Origin of the sequence: Cryobacterium zhongshanensis, assembly GCF_022760445.1 — a bacterium.
Classification (GTDB): Bacteria; Actinomycetota; Actinomycetes; order Actinomycetales; family Microbacteriaceae; genus Cryobacterium; species Cryobacterium algoricola.
Map to the genome: position 1 here is coordinate 802,886 of NZ_JALGAR010000001.1, position 17,262 is coordinate 820,147.

Consider the following 17,262-nt stretch of genomic DNA (forward strand, 5'->3'; position numbering starts at 1 on the left):
AGCCCATCGCGGCAATATAGCTGCGAGCTATACTCGCGGCATGACAACCTCGGAGCGCATTCTCGAGGCACGCACGCGCGCCGGGCTCTCGCAGAGCCAGCTCGCCGTGCGCGCCGACGTGCCGCAACCGAATCTCTCCGCCTATGAGTCCGGTCGGGTGCAACCCCGCCCCGAAACCCTTGCCCGCATCCTGGCCGCGACTACCGAGCGACCATCGGTCGTGCTGCAGCGGGGTCGCGAGCGCGTGCTCGAGCTGGCCGCCCGCCGCCGCGCCGGCCATGTACGAGTCTTCGGGAGCATCGCCCGGGGCACGGATGTCGCCGGCAGCGACATCGACCTCCTCGTCGAATTCGCGCCCGAGGCCTCCCTCCTCGATGCGGCGGGCCTGGTCCTCGATCTTGAACACCTTCTCGGCGTGCGGGTGGACGTGATGAGCGACCGGGCCGAGGGCAGCATCCGCGATCGTGCCGTCGCCGAGGCGGTGCCGCTGTGAGCGTGACCCGATGACCCACGAATTCGACCGCACGGATGCGCTGCTCGCGGACATCCGCGATCTCGTGCGTCACGCGCGCCTCATCACCGCTCGCGGCCGGGAGGTCTTCTTCGACCGGGCGGACCGAACTCAGCAACTCGCGGCCAAGGCCATCGTGATCGACCTGCAAACCGCGGTCGAGCGGTTGCCGGACGCATACCGGGACAAACACCCGGAGGTCGCGTGGGCGGAGTTGCGTGCGATGCGGAATTACCTCACCCATGACTACGCGAACACGGACTATCAGATCGTCTGGAACGCGCTAGTCACGGACTTTCCCCGGCTTCTGCGGCAGCTGGGCCTTGCCGAGACCTGAGGTAACGGATTCAGTGCACCTTTCCCGATTCCCTTGCGCGATCGTGCGAACGACGGGTACCGTGGCAGCAACGCCACACGACGAGAGGAGCCGTCCCATGATTCAGTCAAACTTTTCCGCAGTGAACTGCCTCGCCGCCGGCCTCGTCGGCGTCTTTACCGCCTGACCGGCGCGAGTTTCCACCACCGGTTCTGCGGTGGCGACGCCCTCGATGCCCGCTCGCAGTCGGCGCTTTGCGCGCCCCGGGATCAGTCCCGTTCCCTGACGTCGCACACCTGACGACGTCCATTCTTGTGCCGCTTCGGCGGCCCCGCCGGTGCAGCAGACGGATGCGTTCGCATCCGTCCTGCGCGCCGTCACAGTGAGGCTCAATCACCATGACCACAACCTTGCCGACCGATCCCGGTCGCCACGACCACCCGCTGCCCACGCAGCACGAACCGGAACCACCGTCCGCATCCGAACCCGAATCCGTAGTGGAGTCGGTTGCGCCTCAGCTCCGGCCACTCGGCCGGGTCGATCGCCTGGCGCTGCACCTGGGTGTCGCGTTGATCCGGTGGGGGCGGCGGCCGCGCCCGGCGCGCCCGGTCGCATCCGTCGACTGGGAGGCGGTTCGCCGTGTGCGCGAAGAACGCGAGCGCGCTCTCGAACGCCAGCACGCGGACCTACTCCGGCACCGGATGACCACGCCCTATCGATGAGGGACGGTGCGAGGCCGACCGGGCCTCGCACCCTCTCGACGCAACGTCGGAGATTTTCGCGACTCGCGGCATCCGCTGCCCGGAGTTGCGGCGTGGCGCGAAAATCTCCGACTTTACGTCTGACGGAGTTCCGCATCACCGGAACAATCGGGCGGTGTCAGTGGTTTGAGTTTCAATAGCGACACCGCCTTACATCTGCACCGCCTCACATCTTGACCGCACACCTCGACGGGACCTTCATGTCTGAAACCGCCACCGCCAGTACCGACACGAATACAGGCACCCTCGCAGGTGCGTCTGCACACAACACAGCGAGCACGGATGCCGCGGCGACCGCGGCCGAGGCGGCCCTCGGTGTCCGCAACCGCCTCGTCATCACCCTGCTGCTCATCTCGACGTTCGTCGTCATCCTGAACGAGACGATCATGGGCGTCGCGCTCCCGCGGCTCATGGAAGACCTCAACATCTCGGCGAGTGCCGCGCAGTGGCTGACGAGCGCGTTCATGCTCACGATGGCGGTGGTCATCCCGATCACGGGGTTCCTGCTGCAGCGCTACAACACTCGTCCGGTGTTCATCGCGGCGATGACCCTGTTCAGCACCGGCACCCTGATCGCGGCCGTCGCTCCCGGCTTCACCGTGCTGCTCGTCGCCCGGGTGGTGCAGGCCACCGGAACGGCGATCATGTTCCCGCTGCTCCTCACGACCGTGATGACCCTCGTGCCCGCCGCACACCTCGGGCGGATGATGGGCAACATTTCCATCGTGATCTCGGTCGCACCGGCAATCGGCCCGACGATTTCCGGCGCGATCCTGAGCGTGCTCGACTGGCGCTGGATGTTCATCCTGGTGCTGCCGATCGCGTTGACCGCGCTCGTCGTGGGCGGCATCCTGATGAAGAACGTGACCACCCCGACCAAGACCCCGATCGACGTGCTCTCGGTGATCCTCTCCGCGCTCGGCTTCGGCGGGCTCGTCTACGGGCTGAGCAACCTGGGCGCCGCGAGTGGCGGCATCGGCTCGGTGTCCGGCTGGCTGCCCCTGGCCGTCGGCGTGCTCGGCCTCACCGCGTTCATCCTCCGCCAGCTGGCGTTGCAGAAGAGCAACCGCGCCCTGCTCGACCTGCGCACCTTCCGCTCGCGCACCTTCACGTTCGCGATCGTGATGATGGCGATCAGCATGATGGCCCTGTTCGGCACCATCATCCTGCTGCCGATCTACATGCAGACCGTGCTCGGCCTCGACGCGCTCACGACCGGGCTGATGCTGTTGCCGGGCGGGCTCGTGATGGGCCTGCTCGCGCCGGTGGTCGGGCGCCTCTACGACAGGTCGGGTCCGACCGGTCTGCTCATCGTCGGTTCGGTGATCGTGAGTGCGGTGTTCTGGTCGATGACCCTGCTCAACCAGCACAGTGCGCCCTGGCTGGTGCTCGCCGCGCACGTCACCCTGAGTCTCGGCCTCGCCCTGCTCTTCACCCCGCTGTTCACCGCGGGTCTGGCCGCCGTGCGCCCCGAGCTCTACTCGCATGGCAGCGCGATGGTCGGCACGATCCAGCAGCTCGCCGGCGCCTTCGGCACCGCTCTGTTCGTCACCGTGATGTCGTCGGTCGCGGCGTCGCAGCTGTCGACCGGCGCGACGGGGGTCTCCGCGACGAGTGCGGGCATCCAGGCCGCCTTCTTCTGCGGCGCGGTGATCTCCCTGTTCGCGATCCCGGCAGCGTTCTTCATCCGGCGCGCGCCGGCAAGTGAGGGCGCGGATGCCGGTGCGCCCGCCGGAGTCCCGGCGCACTGACCCGGACAATCCGCACTGAGTTGCCCTGAGGATGTGACGGCTGCCGGGTCGGCCCGGTCGCCCGCACGGCCGCGGCACCGTGCCAGCGACCGGCCGCGGGCGGTCCCAGGTCAGGGCAGCTGGGCGGCGAGGATCGTCACGGCGTGCTGGCGCGCGGCGGCAATGATCTCATCGTCGCTGAAATCCGTGCCGGCGGCCGCGTTCACGGCCGCGTTGATGCTCAGGAGGGCCATCCGAAGCTGAAGTTCCGCGATGGGGGTGTGGTTCGGGAGCAGCGGCGCCAGGGCGTCGACAATCGCGATCAGCGTGGACCCGATGCGCTCGCCGGCCGACGCGGTGGTCGAACGTGCCAGGAGCGGATTCGCCGACATGAACCGGATGCCGCGGAGCTTGTCGCCGCTGAACGAATCGACCCAGCGCAACACGGCCGTCTCGATGAGGGCGGGGTCCTGAGGCTGGCCGGCGATCCACTCCAGGAGGTCCTGCGCCTCGTCTCCTCGCTGTTCGAAAAGCGAGCGGAGGAGTTCCTCCTTGCCGGCGAAGTGGTAGTACAGGGACGCCTTTTTGATGCCGAGCACGCCGGCGATCTCCCGCATCGTCGTCACCTCGTACCCCTTCGTCGTGAAGAGGTCGGTCGCCACCTGCTGGATCGCGGCACGCGTTTCCGGCCCGGAACGCCGCTCGGGCGAGGATGTCGTGGTACTCATCGTGCCAGCCTACCGCACGGTAGGCTAGGCTACCTACCGGCAGGTAGTCTGTCCGTTCAGTGTCACCGAGGGAGGAACACAATGAGTCACTACAGCGTCGCTCGCGAGTACCCATACCCGATCGAGGATGTCTGGACAGTGGTGACGGACCCGGACTATGTCGCCCAGTGGACCACCACCGGCCAGGGCGGCCGACCGGACGGGTTCGTCGCCATCCCGGGAACGCAATTTCAGCTCGTGGGCAAACCCACGATCGGCTGGGCCGGTGTCGTCTACTGCGAGGTGGTCGAGGTCGACGCCCCACGCCTGCTGCACTACACGTGGAAGGGGGACAAGGACGCCGACACGGTCACCCAGGTGCGATACCGGCTCGAGCCGATGCCCGGCGGTACCCGCTTCACCGTGGAACACACCGGGTTCACCGGGTTGGCCGGGTTTGCGATGTCCCGGCTGCTCGGCAGCGTCCGCCGGAAGATGCTGACGGTCGGCATCCCCCCGGTTCTGGCCGAATATCAGCGGAACCGGGCGGCCTGACTGAGTGACGGGGTGTCGGAACGGCGGCGCGCGGCGTGCGTCGCGCAGCCCCTCCGGTGTAGCGTCGTGGTAACGAAATTGGGGGATTTTTCAGCATGGCGTCTTCACTGCTCAGTTCACTCGATAAGCCCGATCAGCAGGTTGTTCCGCGGAAGGACCCGCGGCAAGACAGCGAGCCGCTCGTGCACATCAGCAACTTCCGGATGGACTTCGGCCGCACGACCGTGATCCGGGACCTGTCCTTCGACATCAACCGGGGTGAGACCTTCGGGTTCCTGGGCTCCAACGGATCCGGCAAGACCACCACCATCCGTGCCCTGCTCGGGATTTACCAGCCCACCGCCGGTCTGCTGCACATCAACGGGAAGCCGTTCAGCCCCGAAGACGGCGGCACGCTCGGCTACCTGCCCGAGGAACGCGGCCTCTACAAGAAGGAATCCGTCATCGACGTGATGACCTACTTCGGCCGCTTGAAAGGGCTCAGCCGTTCGGCCGCGCACGTCTGGTCGCTGCAGTATCTCGAACGGGTCGCCCTCGGCGACAAGGCGAAGCTGCGGCTCGACAAGCTGTCGGGTGGCCAGCAGCAGAAGGTGCAGCTCGGCGTCACCATCATGAACGACCCGGAGCTGCTGATCCTCGACGAGCCCACCAAGGGGTTCGACCCGGTCAACCGGAAACTGCTGATGGACATCATCGAAGACCAGAAGCGGGCCGGGGCGACCGTGCTCATGGTGACCCACCAGATGGAGGAGGTCGAACGGCTCTGCGACCGGATCGTGCTCCTGAAGAACGGCACCGTGGAGGCCTACGGCACGGTCGAGGACGTGCAGGACCAGTACGGCGGAACCGTGGTCCGAATCCGGTACACCGGCGATATCCCCGAGTCACCGCACTATACGGTCACCCTCCGGGAGAGCAGCTACGCCGAACTGACCGTGACGGGTCCGATCGACGAGGCCGTCATCCTGCGCGAACTGATGGATGCCGGGGTGACCGTTCGCGAGTTCACCGCCGGTCGTCCTTCGCTCGATGACATCTTCGTGGCCGTTTATGGCGATCAGAATCCCGGCGCCACTGCCGGCGAACGCACCGGAACGGCAGGGGAGTAGACCATGGCTCGGCACAATCTCGGCACGGTCGTCTCCTTCGAAGTCACCCGCACGCTCAAGAAGAAGCAGTTCTGGCTCACGACCCTGCTCGTCCCGGTGGTGATCGGCATCGTGATCGCGCTCATCGTGCTGTCCAACACCGCCACGGACAGCAAAGTGGACTCGCAGAAGGACGCGACCCTCCGGTTCACCTACAGCGATGCATCCGGTTACATCGACCCGGCCATTGCCACCGCATTCGGCGGCACCCTCGCCACAGACCCCGACCAGGCGATCGCCGACGTGAAATCGGGACAATCGGCGGCCTATTTCTCCTATCCGGCCCAGCCGACGAAGGAGGCCACCACGGCCTACGGCGCCGACCTCGGCATCTTCGACAACGGCAAGTACTCCTCGGTGGCCACCCAGCTGATGGTCGCCAGCGCGCAGGAGAAGATCGGCGACCCCACTCTGACCGGGCTGGCGCGCGGCTCCTTCCAGGTCGACGCGGTCACGTACAAGGACGGCGCGGTCTCCGGCGGGATCCTCGGGGCCATCGCCCCCCTGCTCTTCCTGCTGATCTTCTACGTCGTGATCGTGATGCTGGGCAACCAGATGCTCACGAGCACGCTCGAGGAGAAGGAGAACCGGGTGACGGAGATGATCCTGACCACCCTGAACCCGACGACCCTGATCATGGGCAAGATCATTTCCCTGTTCATCATCGGGATCGTGCAGATGCTCGTGTTCATCCTGCCTGTGCTGTTCGGCTATCTGTTCTTCCGTACCTCACTGAGCCTGCCCGACGTGGACTTCTCCCAGCTCATCGTCAACCCCGGCCAGATGGTCGTCGGCGCGCTGCTCCTCATCGGTGGGTTCACGCTGTTCATGGGCACGCTCGTCGCGGCCGGGGCGATCATGCCCACCGCCAAGGAGGCCAGCCAGGTCTTCGGAATCGTGATGGCGCTCGTGTTCGTGCCCCTCTACGCGGTGTCGCTCGTGGTGTCGGACCCGCACGCGCTGATCGTGCAGCTCTTCACGTTCTTCCCGTATTCCGCGCCGGTGACGGCGATGCTCCGGAATGGGCTGGGCTCGCTCAGCCCGCTGGAGTCCGGCATCGTGATTGCGGAGCTCTTCATTCTCGGCGGAATCGTGCTCCGGCTCGCGGTGCAGCTGTTCCGCTACGGCTCGGTCGAATACACGAAGCGCGTCTCGCTGCGCACCGTGTTCGCGCGCTCGCGGGGGTAGGCGCGGGAGCCATTCCCTCGGGAGGGAACGGTGACACCGAGCATTCACGAGCTGTTCAGGCGGGCACCGCTGTCCCGTCAAGAGCGTCTTTTAGTCTCTCGGTGACCAGCACCGCGGCAACGAACTGCGCGCGCCGATGCGTGTGCGGCCACTCGCTGCTGGTCCGACGGAGGAAAATTGATCACCCCACGCACCCTGATCACATCCCTGGCGGCAACGGCCGTGATTGCGATCGGCCTCACCGGATGCTCCGGCACGGCCGCGAGCGGAACCACCACCACCGACGCCGCAACAGCCACGAGCCTGAGCGCGTTCGGCGACCTGCCCGCTCTCGAGAGCGCGGCCAAGGCGGAAGGCAACCTCAATGTCATCGCCCTCCCGCGGGACTGGGCGAACTACGGCGCGGTGCTCGACGCGTTCTCGAAGAAGTACCCCGAGATCACGATCAACGAAGCCTCGCCGGACGGCTCGAGCGCCGAGGAAATCCAGGCGGCAGACACCCTCAAGGGCCAGGACACCGCGCCGGACGTCTTCGACCTGGGCCTGGCCGTCGCCCTGTCGAGCACCGACCGGTTCGCCCCGTACAAGGTGGCCACCTGGGCCGACATCCCCGACGCCCTCAAGGAAGCGACCGGGCTCTACACCGGCGACTACGGCGGATACCTCGCCGTCGGCTATGACCCCGACGCCGTCCCGGCGCCGACGCAGCTGAGCGACCTGCTCGGCGCAGCATACAAGGGCAAGGTCGCCATCAACGGCGACCCGACCCAGGCCGGGGCGGCGTTCGCCGCCGTCGGCATGGCGACCGTGCAGAACGGCGGCACCGTCGACAACTTCCAGCCCGGGATCGACTTCTTCACGAAGCTCAACGCCGCAGGCAACTTCGTGAAGATCGACCCGACGCCGGCCACGATCGCGTCCGGCGAGACCCCCGTCGTCTTCGACTGGGACTACCTCAATGTCGGTTACGGCAAGAAGCTCGCCGGTCAGCGCAACTGGAAGGTCGTCGTGTTCCCGGGCACCGGATACGCCGGGTACTACAACCAGGCCGTGAACAAGGATGCCCCGCACCCGGCCGCAGCCCGGCTGTGGCAGGAGTTCCTCTACAGTGACGAGGGGCAGAACTTGTGGCTCGCCGGTGGTGCACGCCCCGCGCGCGCCGAAGCGATGACGACCGCGGGCACGATCGACGCGGCGCTGCTGAGCGCCCTTCCGAAGGCCCCCACGGCGACCGTGGTCCCGTCCAAAGAGCAGAGCGCGGCCGCGGCCACCCTGCTCGGCTCGACCTGGGCCGCCGCTGTCCAGTAGCACCCGCACGACGGCAGCGGCCTTCGGGCTGCTGCCGTTCGCGGTCTACGTGCTTCTCTTCCTCGCCCTGCCGACCCTGATCGCCGTCGGAACCGGATTCTTCGACAAGTCCGGCAGGTTCACCCTGGCGACGATCGCGGCGCTCGGCAACCCGGTGGTGCTCACCGCGTTCGGCAATTCCCTGTGGCTGTCCGCCCTGACCGCCGTACTCGGCGCGGTGCTCGGCGCGATCGCCTGTTACGGGCTGCTCGGCGCACGGCCGGACGGCGCCCTCCGCACGGTGGTCGATTCGCTCAGCGGAGTCCTCGCCCAGTTCGGCGGCGTGATGCTGGCCTTCGCGTTCATCGCGACCATCGGCATCCAGGGCATGGTCACGCTCATTCTGCGCGACACCTTCGGCGTGGACATCTTCTCGGGCGGTGTCTGGCTCTACGAGCTGCCCGGGCTGGTGCTGCCCTACCTCTATTTTCAGGTTCCGCTGATGATCATCACGTTCATGCCCGCTCTTCAGGCACTCAAACCGACCTGGGCCGAGGCCAATTCCACTCTGGGCGGGAGCACCGTCTCCTACTGGCTGCGGATCGCCGGCCCGGTGCTCGCGCCCTCCTTCCTCGGCAGCCTCCTGCTGCTGTTCGCAAACGCGTTCTCGTCGTATGCGACCGCTGCGGCACTCACGAGCCAGGGCTCCCAGATCGTGCCCCTGCAGATCCGGTCGGCGCTGACCAGTGAGACCGTGCTCGGCCGGGAGAACCTGGCCGGTGCGCTCGCACTCGGGATGGTCGTGGTGATGGTGGTCGTGATGGCCGGTTATTCGGCTCTGCAATCGAGGGCCGCCCGGTGGCAGCGGTGACTGGCCCGATAGTGCGGGACGGTGTCGCGCACGCTCCCTCGCGCGTCGTGCGCACCCTGATCCTGGGTGCGATCGGCCTCCTCTTCGCCATTCCGTTCGTGGCCATGGTCGAGTTCACCCTGCGCAAGGGGCTGGCCGGCGGTCACGACTTCTCGCGCTGGATCGCGCTGTTCCAGGGCGGCCTCACCGGACCGTACCGGCAGGTGCTCGTCGCCGTCGGCAATTCGGTCGGCCTGGCCGTGGGAACGGTGCTGATCGTGCTCCTGCTGCTCGTGCCTGCGATGCTGCTGGTGCACATCCGCTTTCCCCGGCTGCGCCGCGTGCTGGAGTTCGTCTGCATCCTGCCGATCAGCATCCCGGCGATCGTGCTCGTCGTCGGATTGGCGCCGGTCTACTCGGTGCTCTCCCGGATCGCCGGCAGCGGAGTCTGGACCCTGTCCCTCGCCTACGGCATCATCGTGCTGCCGTATGCCTACCGGGCGATCCAGGCCAACCTCGACGCCGTCGACGTGCGCACGCTGAGCGAGGCGGCCCGCACGCTCGGGGCCGGGTGGGGGAGCGTGCTGCTCCGGGTGCTCCTGCCCAACCTGCGTCGAGGCCTCCTGGCCGGCGCGTTCATCGCGGTCGCGGTGGTGCTCGGCGAATTCACCATCGCGTCGCTGCTCAGCCGGGTGAACCTGCAGACCGCGCTCGTCGTGGTCAGCAAGGCCGACCCGTACACGGCCGTGATCCTGTCCCTGCTGTCGCTGATCCTCGCGTTCCTGCTGCTCCTGCTCATCGGCCGACTGGGCGCCGAACGCACCCGCTCGCCACGACACCGCCCCATCGGAGGCCGGCCATGACCCGCACCACGAACAACACCTCGACCTCGACGGACGTGTCGCCGAGCGCACCGCCGAAGCTGCACGGAGCCGTCGTCGAATTCTCCGGGGTCACCAAGAATTTCGGGGGACATCGCGCCCTCGACGGATTCGATCTCACCCTGCACGCCGGCGAGTTCGTGGCGCTTCTCGGCCCGAGCGGCAGCGGCAAGACCACGGCGCTGCGCGCGCTCGCCGGCCTCGAATCGACGGATGCCGGCATCATCCTGGTCGACGGAGTCGACGTGTCCACCCTCCCCACGAGCCGGCGTGACATGGGCATGGTGTTCCAGGCGTACTCGCTGTTCCCGCACCTGAGTGCGGGCGAGAACGTCGAATTCGGGCTGCGGATGCGTGGGGTCGCCGCCGCGGCGCGCCGCCGCCGGGCCAGGGACGCCCTCGCCCTCGTCGGGCTCGACGACCACTCCGACCGGTTCGCCCACCAGCTGTCCGGTGGTCAGCAGCAGCGCGTCGCGCTTGCTCGCGCCCTGGTCACCGAACCGCGGGTGCTCCTTCTCGACGAGCCGCTGTCCGCCCTCGACGCCAAGGTGCGGGTGACCCTGCGCGAGGAGATCCGGCGGATCCAGACCGAGCTGGGCATCACGACCCTGTTCGTGACGCACGACCAGGACGAGGCGCTCGCGATCGCCGACCGGGTCGCGGTCATGCGCGACGGCCGGATCGAGCAGGTCGGCACGCCCGAAGACCTCTACTCCCGGCCGGCGTCGCCGTTCATCGCCGATTTCGTCGGCCTGAGCAACCAGCTGACCGGGGTCGTGCTCAACGGGTTCGCGGAGCTGTACGGAACCCGGCTGCCCCTGCTCGACCCGTCGCAGGCGGACGGTCCCGTCCTCGTCGCGGTGCGGCCCGAGGACCTCGAACTCGCCGCGGACGGGGTGGACGGGGTGGGCGGCCTCGTCACCGCATCCAGCTTCCACGGGTCGCTGCGCCGCACCCGGGTGCGGTTCGCCGACGGCGCCGAGGTGACGGTGCAGCACGGCGTACGGGTGCACCCCGCGCCCGGTGACAACATGCGGGTGCGCTTCACCGGCGCCCCGGTCTCGGTTGAAGCGGTCACGAACCGGGCGTAGCCGCGTCGTCGGCCGGGCCGGCTACGCGGGCGGGGCAGCCGGGGCGGGCACGCGCACGGTGAGGCCGCCCGGAGAGATCCAGGTCTTGAAGGCGACCGCCGAGCCGAATTCGTCGCCGTCGAGTTCGATCTCCTCCGGCCGGTGAAGGCGCAGGACGAGTTCGGTTCCGGTCGCGTAGTTGAGGGCGTCGACGTCCTTCGTCTTCAGCCGCCGCCCGAGCGGGGTGCGGCTGAGCACCCCGTTCTCCCAGATCACCTTGGCGAGGATCTGCACCCAGCCGAGCACCCCCGTCGGCTTGAGCACGACGATGTCGAAGTGCCCGTCGTCGACGGCCGCGTCGGGGAGCAGCACGATCTCGGCCGGAAGCAGGCCGCAGTTGCCGATCATCACGGTGTGTGCGCGCATGGACTGCGCGGGCTGCTTGTCGAGGCTGTACCGGAAGTGCAGGTCGTTCCGGTCCCGGCCGACGGCGACGAGAGCTTTCGCGTAGGCCAGCCAGCCGACCTTCGCCTTCAGCTCGGAGTCGGTGTTGGCGAGCATCTTGGCGTCGAGGCCGAGACCGGCCATCACCAGGTACGCGTGCCGGTCGACCGTGCCGCCGGCGCGCCGGATGTCGATCATGCCCACGTCGATGGAACGGTCGATCCCGGTGAACGCCGAGCGGACCGAGGCGCCGGGATCGCCGAGGGTGAGCTTCAGGTTGCGGGCGAGCAGGTTCCCGGTGCCCGAAGGCAGCAGGACGAGCGCGCGATCGGTGCCGTGCACGACCTCCGCGACCGCGCGTACGGTACCGTCGCCGCCCGCGACGATGATGACGGATGCGCCCGCCTCGATCGCCTGCCGGGCCGCGCCCTGCCCCGGGTCGTCCTCCGAGGTCTCGAACCAGAGGGTCTCCGGCCAGCCGGCGGCGGATTCTTCGGTCGCGACGGCGGCCTGGAGCGCGGGAAGGTCGACCTTGATCGGGTTGTAGACGACCGCGGCGAGGCCGGTCCGGGTCGCCGCGTCGGCATCGGTGCCGCGCAGGAACGTACCGGGCGCGTCGGTACCGCGCGCGTTGGGGGTGGTCAGGTCGGTGCTCGTCATGGCGGATCCTCCGGGTTGGGCGCGGGGACTCTGTCCCGCGCGGCTCGGCGGCCACAAGGGTGCGACATCCGTCACTGTTAGGACGGTGCCCGGGCGAATTCGTCACGCCGAGTGCCGGGATTTTCTCCCACGGTCCTCCCGCCGGGTCAGGGAGTGCGGGCGAGATCCCTGGGCAGCCACCAGCCACGGGGCAGTTCGCCGGCCGAGGCGAGGTCGAGCTCGCGTCGCCAGCCACGCTCCAGGCCGAACAGGATGGCGTAGGCGAGCAGTGGATCGTTGAGGTCGGCGACCTCGACGGATGCCCGACGCTGGGTGTACAGCGCGCCGGAGGGGCTCTGGAGGAAGTCGATCCGGAGCTGCTCGGCGACCCGGATGTACTCCCGCAGGCCGAGCAGGTGCTCCCGGGCGAGGGCGCCCTTCCGGGTCAGCGGGTAGCGGGTCACGGCGAGCGTGAAGGCGCTGAACGTGACGGCGGCGCTCGCCACGCTCACCCAGAACAGCAACCAGGCCTGCGATTCGATGCCGTCGTAGGCGAGTTGGCGGGAGAGACCCCATTGGAGGGCGGTCGTGGCGATGACACCCCAGGTCAGCAGGTCCCTGACGAAACCGGTCGGCACCCGCCGGTAGCCCTCGGCGAGGGACCGGCGCCATCCGCTCAGGCTCAGCTGCCGGAACGCCGGTCGCAACAGGCCGCCGCGCGCCTCGAGGCGGACGGGGCGCATCGAGCGTTTGGCGGGACGTCTCTTCGTGCTGATGATGCGGGCGTCGCCGAAGACGGCGTTGAGCAGGCCCTTGTCGCCGTCGGTCAGGGCTGTATCATTCACGTATTCGAACTCGTACCAGTGCCGGCCGGCGGGGGAGTTCGCGCCGTTGCCGCCGCCGCCGGCCCTGCCGCCGACCCTGCCGTCGGTCACGGGGCTCACCCGCAGCAGTCGCACGTTACCGCGCACGGCGAGGTCGAGCAGGGAGGCCACAATGGCCCGGCGGCTGCGGCCCAGGATGTGCGAGGCGAGCAGGAGATCGACGCCCGCCTGGGGTGTGCTCTCGGCGATGACGATGCCGCGACCGGAGGCATTCCGCCACACCGTGGCCCGGGCGAGGAGTCCGAGCAGGAGCAGCACGACGCCCACCAGGATCGGCAGGAACGGCGCGAGCAGGCGCATCCACTCGAGCAGCGAGCGGTCGGAGGGGACGAAGGTGCCGTCGGCGAAGTGGAACTCGACCCAGACCGTGCCGAACGGCGGCAGCGTGGACAACACCCGGTTGTGGAAGACCGCCTGCCCGGGCTGGGCGAGGGGATCGTCGTCGGCGACCCGGTCGAACGAGGCGGTGCTGCCCAGGATCGCCCAGGCGACGCCCCAGCTCGGTTCTCCGGTCATATGCCCCGCGAGGGCCTTGTCCATGCGCACGGTCACGTCGACCCCGCCCATGCCCTGCAACCAGCGCTCGCCGGTCACGCTCCAGTTCAGGCTGTCCTCGAACGCGGTGTTCTGGGCGTCCTGGACATGATCGGTCAGCTCGGTCTGCACGTAACGGATCAGGAACCGGTGGTCGCCGACGAGTCGGGCGCCGGTGTCCGTGGAGATCTTCCAGGTGTCGCCGCTGCGGGTGACCGTGAACGGAACGGCGGTGCCCCCGGCATCCGTCACCGAGGTCACCGTGGTGTGCACGGTATGGCCGCGGCTCTCGGCGACCAGGTAGCGGGTGATGCCGGTGGCCGTGGAGTCGGAGCCGAAGATTCCGTCGACGGTCTCGAGCACGGTCGCCCGCGAGTAGCCCTGCGCGTCGGCGTCGAGCGTGTAGTCGACCGCCAGGTTGCGGATCAGGAACTCGTCCGCCGAGGTCTTCGCCGGGTGCAGGTAGTCGTCGAGGGTGTCGGGCGGGGTCAGGTCTTTGCCGAACAGCATGACCAGCCCGGCCAGGGTGAGGAGCACGCACACCGCGCGGAGGATCAGCCGCTTGCGACCGATGCCGGTCGCGTCCGCCCAGTGGTCGAGGCGTTCCAGGCGCCGGCCGAGGGAGGCGACCATTCCGGATGCCGGTGGTGCCGCCGGCGCCGGCGGGCTGGCGTCGTGCGCTGGGCTGGAGCTGGAGTCGGCCATCCCGCCAGCCTAGGGGGCGGTTCCCCTGTGCCGAATTCAGGAGTTGAGGGCGCAGGAGAAGGGTTCGGGCGGCATCCGTCGCACTGGTCTGCGGAATGCTGCGGGGGCGGATGTCCCGACTCCTGAATTCGGGACGGGGCGCGGGGTTCGAGGGCGCGGGGCGCGATCGGTTGCGGTTCGCGTCCGCCGCCGAGGCGATCATCGCGGCGAACAACACCCCTGCGATCGTCGGCGTGCTGTCGGTGTTGGGCATCCTGTTGATCTCCATCGCGATGCTCGGCAGCGGGTTTCCCCGCGCCCTCGCCTGGCTCGGCGTGGCCGCCGGGGTCGCGGGCCTGGCCGGGGAGGTACTCCGCTGCGCGGTCCCGCCGCTGTATTCGGTATACGGCCTGCTGATGTGGGCCTGGTTCGTCTGGACGGGGATCGCGCTGATCCGGCTCGGGCTGCGCACTCCGCGGGTATAGCGTGGCGTCATGCCCACCCTGTCGCCCATCGATCGGGTCAGCGTGGACGACCTGATGTCGCTCGCCACCGAGCGCGGGTCGGCGCCCATGCAGGTCGGAGCGGTGCTCTTCCTCGACAGTCGTGCGGGCCTCGACACCGAAGCGGCCCTCGGCGTGCTGGCCGAGCGCATCCGCCGGGTGCCGCGGCTGCGGCAACGACTGGTCGACGTGCCCATCGGATGCGGCCGGCCGGCCTGGGTCGACGACCCCGCGTTCGACGTGGCGAACCATCTGTCCTCGCGAGTGTGCCCGGCGCCCGGGGGTGAGGCGGCGGTCTTCGACGTCACCGCCGGGCTGCTCGGTGCGCGGCTGCCGCGCTCCCGTCCGCTCTGGACCGCGGTGCTCCTGACCGGCGTCGGTGCGGGTGCGGCCGGCACCTCATCGGACGACCGCGCCGCGCTCATCATCGTGTTCCACCACGTGCTTGCGGACGGCATGGGCGGCCTCGCCGTGATGTCGCACCTCGTCGACCGTCCGGAGGAATCCTCTCCGCTTTCGCGAGAGGGAGCCGGTGCGGCGGACCGGGGTTTTCCCCGGCCGATGCCGTCGGTCGGGGCACTCGCGCGTGACGCGTGGGCGCGCCGGGTTCGCGCGGCGCAGCGGCTGCCGGCGACGCTGGCGCGGGCGGCCGGCGGGCTGCTCGCGCTGCGCGGATCGATCGGCGCCCCGCGCCTGGCCCGCACCTCGCTCAACGTGCCGACGGGCCCGCGCCGGCGGTTCGTGTCGATCCGGCTCGACCTCGCGGAGGTGCTCGCCGCCGGCCACGCGCACCACGCCACCGTCAACGACGTCGTGCTCACGGCGATCGGCGGAGCACTGCACCGGTTACTCGAGCAGCGCGGCGAGCAGCAGGAGTCCTTCATCCTGTCGGTGCCGTTCTCGGGTCGGCGCCAGGCTTCCGTGGGCGAGCTGGGGAACCAGAGCGGGGCGATTCCGATCCGTGCGCCCGGTGTCGGGCATCTGTTCACCCGGTTGGATGCTGTCGCCGCGGCCACGAGGACCGCGAAGCTCGCACCCGCGGGTGCGTCGACGGCGCTGCTCGGGCCGTTCTTCCGCCTGCTCGCGCGGCTCGGCCTGTTCCAGAGGTTCATCAGCCGGCAGCGGACGATCCACACCTTCGTGACCAACCTGCGCGGGCCTGGGGAGCCGCTCGCGATCTTCGGATGCCCGGTCACCGGCATCGTGCCCCTGACCGGCCCGACCGGCAACGTGACGGTCTCGTTCGCCGTGCTCTCCTACGCCGGCGGACTCGAGGTCACCCTCGCCGCCGACCCGGACGCCTGCCCCGACCTGCCCGCCCTCCGCACGCTCCTCGAGCACGAGTTCGCCACCCTCCTGCACTGTGTTTGACGGGGAGTGTTCCAGCGCCCCGTTGAGGTGGCCGGTGTCAGTAGCAGGCGAAGGCGGTCAGTTCCCACTGTCTCGTTTCAAAGGCACCCTGGACGATGTACGAGTACGCGAAGTCGTAGTCGAAGGTGTACGAGCTGGCACCCTCGACCACGATGGTGTCGAAAGCCTCGCCCTGGCACATGGGTTGATAGTTGGCGTTGTTGTGGACAACGGGCGGGTCCATGAAGGTGGGGTGTGGCAGGAACTGAATGCCGGGGAAGCTGGGCGTCGCGCCGCCGGTGCTGCCGGTTCCGCTTGACCCGGAACTCCGAGAGGCACCGGAATTCCGGGCGGAGGGCGCTGCTGCGATGCGCGCGGCTTCGGCGGCGGCGGCTTCGGCCGCGGCTTGGGCTGCGGCAACGGCGGCGGCCTGACGTGCCGCCAGCGCGGCATTCGCGACGACGACCGCGGCGAAGGCCTTCGGCAGTTCCCCGTGCGTCACGGCTGCGGCACGCAGTCCGAGAACGGCCGCGGTGACGGCATCACGGGAGTCCTGATCGGCAGCGGTCTGCAGGCCGACGGCGGTCTCCGCCGCGGTTGCTTCCGCGTCCGCGATGCCTTGGAGGCGTCTCACGACAACGGAACGAGCTTCGGTGATCGCCCGGGGGTAGCCGTCGTGCGCGGCCAGGGTCAGCCGGTCTCGGGCGACGTTCAATTGTGCGATCAGGGTCGGATCAACGACACCAGCCAGACCCGCGACGAAGCCATCCAACGGGAGAACGAAGAGGGCGACTTCGGTGCGCACCGCTGCGAGTTCGCTCTCGGCTCGCGCGGCTACGGCCGCGAGGGTCGCACGCCTGGCGTCCTCGGCGGCGACCCGATCGTGTTCGGCCGAAGCCAACGGGATGCCGATCCCGGCGGTGAGGACGGTCGCGAGACCGACAGCGATTGTCGCGACGAGCAAGGTTCGCAGTTTCCGGGACCTCGGGGGCACCCGCACGCCGGACGAGTCGACAGCGGAGGTCGGATCGGGCACTTCCGCACCACGGGGTGCAGGGCCGGGCCGATCCCCGCTGGCCGCGGTCGGGTCGGTTCCTGCGCGAGCGCGCATATGATCCTCGCTTCATCGGTGATCGAGGGGCGTCGGTTCGGTATTCCGGGACGCACGAGCGGCACTGGCGACTTTCTCTCGTCAGGCTATCCGCTGACCGCCAGGATGT

The 17,262-nt window shown here is 68.8% G+C and carries 17 protein-coding genes; 13 read left to right on the plus strand and 4 right to left on the minus strand.

Annotation, left to right across the window (positions count from 1 at the left end):
- The first annotated feature begins 40 nt into the window (after positions 1–40).
- From MQH31_RS03745 to MQH31_RS03760, 4 genes are all read left to right on the plus strand, one after another.
- On the plus strand, positions 41–493 hold the full coding sequence (locus MQH31_RS03745) for a helix-turn-helix domain-containing protein (protein ID WP_243010964.1): 453 nt from the start codon (positions 41–43) through the stop codon (positions 491–493).
- 10 nt (positions 494–503) lie between these two features.
- Positions 504–848 carry a HepT-like ribonuclease domain-containing protein gene (locus MQH31_RS03750; RefSeq protein ID WP_243010965.1) on the plus strand — a complete coding sequence of 115 codons (345 nt, stop codon included), beginning with the start codon at positions 504–506 and terminating at the stop codon, positions 846–848.
- A 377-nt stretch (positions 849–1,225) separates the two neighbouring features.
- The gene (locus MQH31_RS03755; protein WP_243010966.1) at positions 1,226–1,549 is read left to right on the plus strand and encodes a hypothetical protein; all 324 of its coding nucleotides are present in this window, start codon (positions 1,226–1,228) and stop codon (positions 1,547–1,549) included.
- Between the two features lie 239 nt (positions 1,550–1,788).
- On the plus strand, positions 1,789–3,339 hold the full coding sequence (locus MQH31_RS03760) for an MDR family MFS transporter (RefSeq protein ID WP_243010967.1): 1,551 nt from the start codon (positions 1,789–1,791) through the stop codon (positions 3,337–3,339).
- A gap of 110 nt (positions 3,340–3,449) precedes the next feature.
- Here MQH31_RS03760 and MQH31_RS03765 read toward each other — a convergent pair whose 3' ends face one another.
- Complete coding sequence (locus MQH31_RS03765) at positions 3,450–4,046, minus strand: TetR/AcrR family transcriptional regulator (protein ID WP_243010968.1); 597 nt, start codon at positions 4,044–4,046, stop codon at positions 3,450–3,452.
- An 81-nt stretch (positions 4,047–4,127) separates the two neighbouring features.
- On the opposite strand from MQH31_RS03765, the gene MQH31_RS03770 reads away from it, so the two are divergent.
- From MQH31_RS03770 to MQH31_RS03800, 7 genes are all read left to right on the plus strand, one after another.
- A complete protein-coding gene (locus tag MQH31_RS03770) occupies positions 4,128–4,580 on the plus strand; it encodes an SRPBCC family protein (RefSeq protein WP_134535702.1) in 453 nt (150 codons plus the stop codon).
- A 203-nt stretch (positions 4,581–4,783) separates the two neighbouring features.
- On the plus strand, positions 4,784–5,689 hold the full coding sequence (locus tag MQH31_RS03775) for an ABC transporter ATP-binding protein (protein WP_243011665.1): 906 nt from the start codon (positions 4,784–4,786) through the stop codon (positions 5,687–5,689).
- A gap of 3 nt (positions 5,690–5,692) precedes the next feature.
- The gene (locus tag MQH31_RS03780; RefSeq protein WP_134535701.1) at positions 5,693–6,916 is read left to right on the plus strand and encodes an ABC transporter permease; all 1,224 of its coding nucleotides are present in this window, start codon (positions 5,693–5,695) and stop codon (positions 6,914–6,916) included.
- A 177-nt stretch (positions 6,917–7,093) separates the two neighbouring features.
- Positions 7,094–8,224 carry an ABC transporter substrate-binding protein gene (locus MQH31_RS03785; protein ID WP_243010969.1) on the plus strand — a complete coding sequence of 377 codons (1,131 nt, stop codon included), beginning with the start codon at positions 7,094–7,096 and terminating at the stop codon, positions 8,222–8,224.
- Complete coding sequence (locus MQH31_RS03790) at positions 8,214–9,074, plus strand: ABC transporter permease (protein WP_243011666.1); 861 nt, start codon at positions 8,214–8,216, stop codon at positions 9,072–9,074. The genes MQH31_RS03785 and MQH31_RS03790 overlap by 11 nt, the downstream gene beginning before the upstream one ends.
- On the plus strand, positions 9,071–9,916 hold the full coding sequence (locus MQH31_RS03795; protein WP_243010970.1) for an ABC transporter permease: 846 nt from the start codon (positions 9,071–9,073) through the stop codon (positions 9,914–9,916). Before MQH31_RS03790 ends, MQH31_RS03795 begins: the two co-directional genes overlap by 4 nt.
- Positions 9,913–11,025, plus strand: a complete 1,113-nt coding sequence (locus MQH31_RS03800) for an ABC transporter ATP-binding protein (protein WP_243010971.1) — start codon at positions 9,913–9,915, stop codon at positions 11,023–11,025. Before MQH31_RS03795 ends, MQH31_RS03800 begins: the two co-directional genes overlap by 4 nt.
- Positions 11,026–11,046: 21 nt before the next feature.
- Here MQH31_RS03800 and MQH31_RS03805 read toward each other — a convergent pair whose 3' ends face one another.
- Together MQH31_RS03805 and MQH31_RS03810 are read right to left on the minus strand one after the other, a co-directional pair.
- Positions 11,047–12,108: a diacylglycerol/lipid kinase family protein gene (locus tag MQH31_RS03805; RefSeq protein ID WP_243010972.1), complete on the minus strand. Its 1,062-nt coding sequence runs from the start codon at positions 12,106–12,108 to the stop codon at positions 11,047–11,049.
- A gap of 146 nt (positions 12,109–12,254) precedes the next feature.
- Entirely contained in the window at positions 12,255–14,210 is a 1,956-nt protein-coding gene (locus MQH31_RS03810) for a DUF2207 family protein (RefSeq protein ID WP_134535696.1), read from the minus strand.
- Positions 14,211–14,320: 110 nt separating this feature from the next.
- On the opposite strand from MQH31_RS03810, the gene MQH31_RS03815 reads away from it, so the two are divergent.
- Together MQH31_RS03815 and MQH31_RS03820 are read left to right on the plus strand one after the other, a co-directional pair.
- Positions 14,321–14,674 (plus strand): hypothetical protein, encoded by a 354-nt coding sequence (locus tag MQH31_RS03815; protein WP_243010973.1) that lies wholly within the window; start codon positions 14,321–14,323, stop codon positions 14,672–14,674.
- A gap of 9 nt (positions 14,675–14,683) precedes the next feature.
- Positions 14,684–16,063 carry a wax ester/triacylglycerol synthase domain-containing protein gene (locus MQH31_RS03820; protein WP_243010974.1) on the plus strand — a complete coding sequence of 460 codons (1,380 nt, stop codon included), beginning with the start codon at positions 14,684–14,686 and terminating at the stop codon, positions 16,061–16,063.
- 37 nt (positions 16,064–16,100) lie between these two features.
- Here the strand turns inward: MQH31_RS03820 and MQH31_RS03825 are convergent, their stop codons facing one another.
- Positions 16,101–17,006: a hypothetical protein gene (locus tag MQH31_RS03825; RefSeq protein WP_243010975.1), complete on the minus strand. Its 906-nt coding sequence runs from the start codon at positions 17,004–17,006 to the stop codon at positions 16,101–16,103.
- Between the last annotated feature and the right edge of the window lie 256 nt (positions 17,007–17,262).

Coding starts and splice junctions, on each gene's coding strand:
- MQH31_RS03745 (WP_243010964.1), top strand. CDS start 41: ATGACAACCTCGGAGCGCATTCTCGAGGCACGCACGCGCGCCGGGCTC.
- MQH31_RS03750 (WP_243010965.1), top strand. CDS start 504: ATGACCCACGAATTCGACCGCACGGATGCGCTGCTCGCGGACATCCGC.
- MQH31_RS03755 (WP_243010966.1), top strand. CDS start 1,226: ATGACCACAACCTTGCCGACCGATCCCGGTCGCCACGACCACCCGCTG.
- MQH31_RS03760 (WP_243010967.1), top strand. CDS start 1,789: ATGTCTGAAACCGCCACCGCCAGTACCGACACGAATACAGGCACCCTC.
- MQH31_RS03765 (WP_243010968.1), bottom strand. CDS start 4,046: ATGAGTACCACGACATCCTCGCCCGAGCGGCGTTCCGGGCCGGAAACG.
- MQH31_RS03770 (WP_134535702.1), top strand. CDS start 4,128: ATGAGTCACTACAGCGTCGCTCGCGAGTACCCATACCCGATCGAGGAT.
- MQH31_RS03775 (WP_243011665.1), top strand. CDS start 4,784: ATGGACTTCGGCCGCACGACCGTGATCCGGGACCTGTCCTTCGACATC.
- MQH31_RS03780 (WP_134535701.1), top strand. CDS start 5,693: ATGGCTCGGCACAATCTCGGCACGGTCGTCTCCTTCGAAGTCACCCGC.
- MQH31_RS03800 (WP_243010971.1), top strand. CDS start 9,913: ATGACCCGCACCACGAACAACACCTCGACCTCGACGGACGTGTCGCCG.
- MQH31_RS03805 (WP_243010972.1), bottom strand. CDS start 12,108: ATGACGAGCACCGACCTGACCACCCCCAACGCGCGCGGTACCGACGCG.
- MQH31_RS03810 (WP_134535696.1), bottom strand. CDS start 14,210: ATGGCCGACTCCAGCTCCAGCCCAGCGCACGACGCCAGCCCGCCGGCG.
- MQH31_RS03815 (WP_243010973.1), top strand. CDS start 14,321: ATGTCCCGACTCCTGAATTCGGGACGGGGCGCGGGGTTCGAGGGCGCG.
- MQH31_RS03820 (WP_243010974.1), top strand. CDS start 14,684: ATGCCCACCCTGTCGCCCATCGATCGGGTCAGCGTGGACGACCTGATG.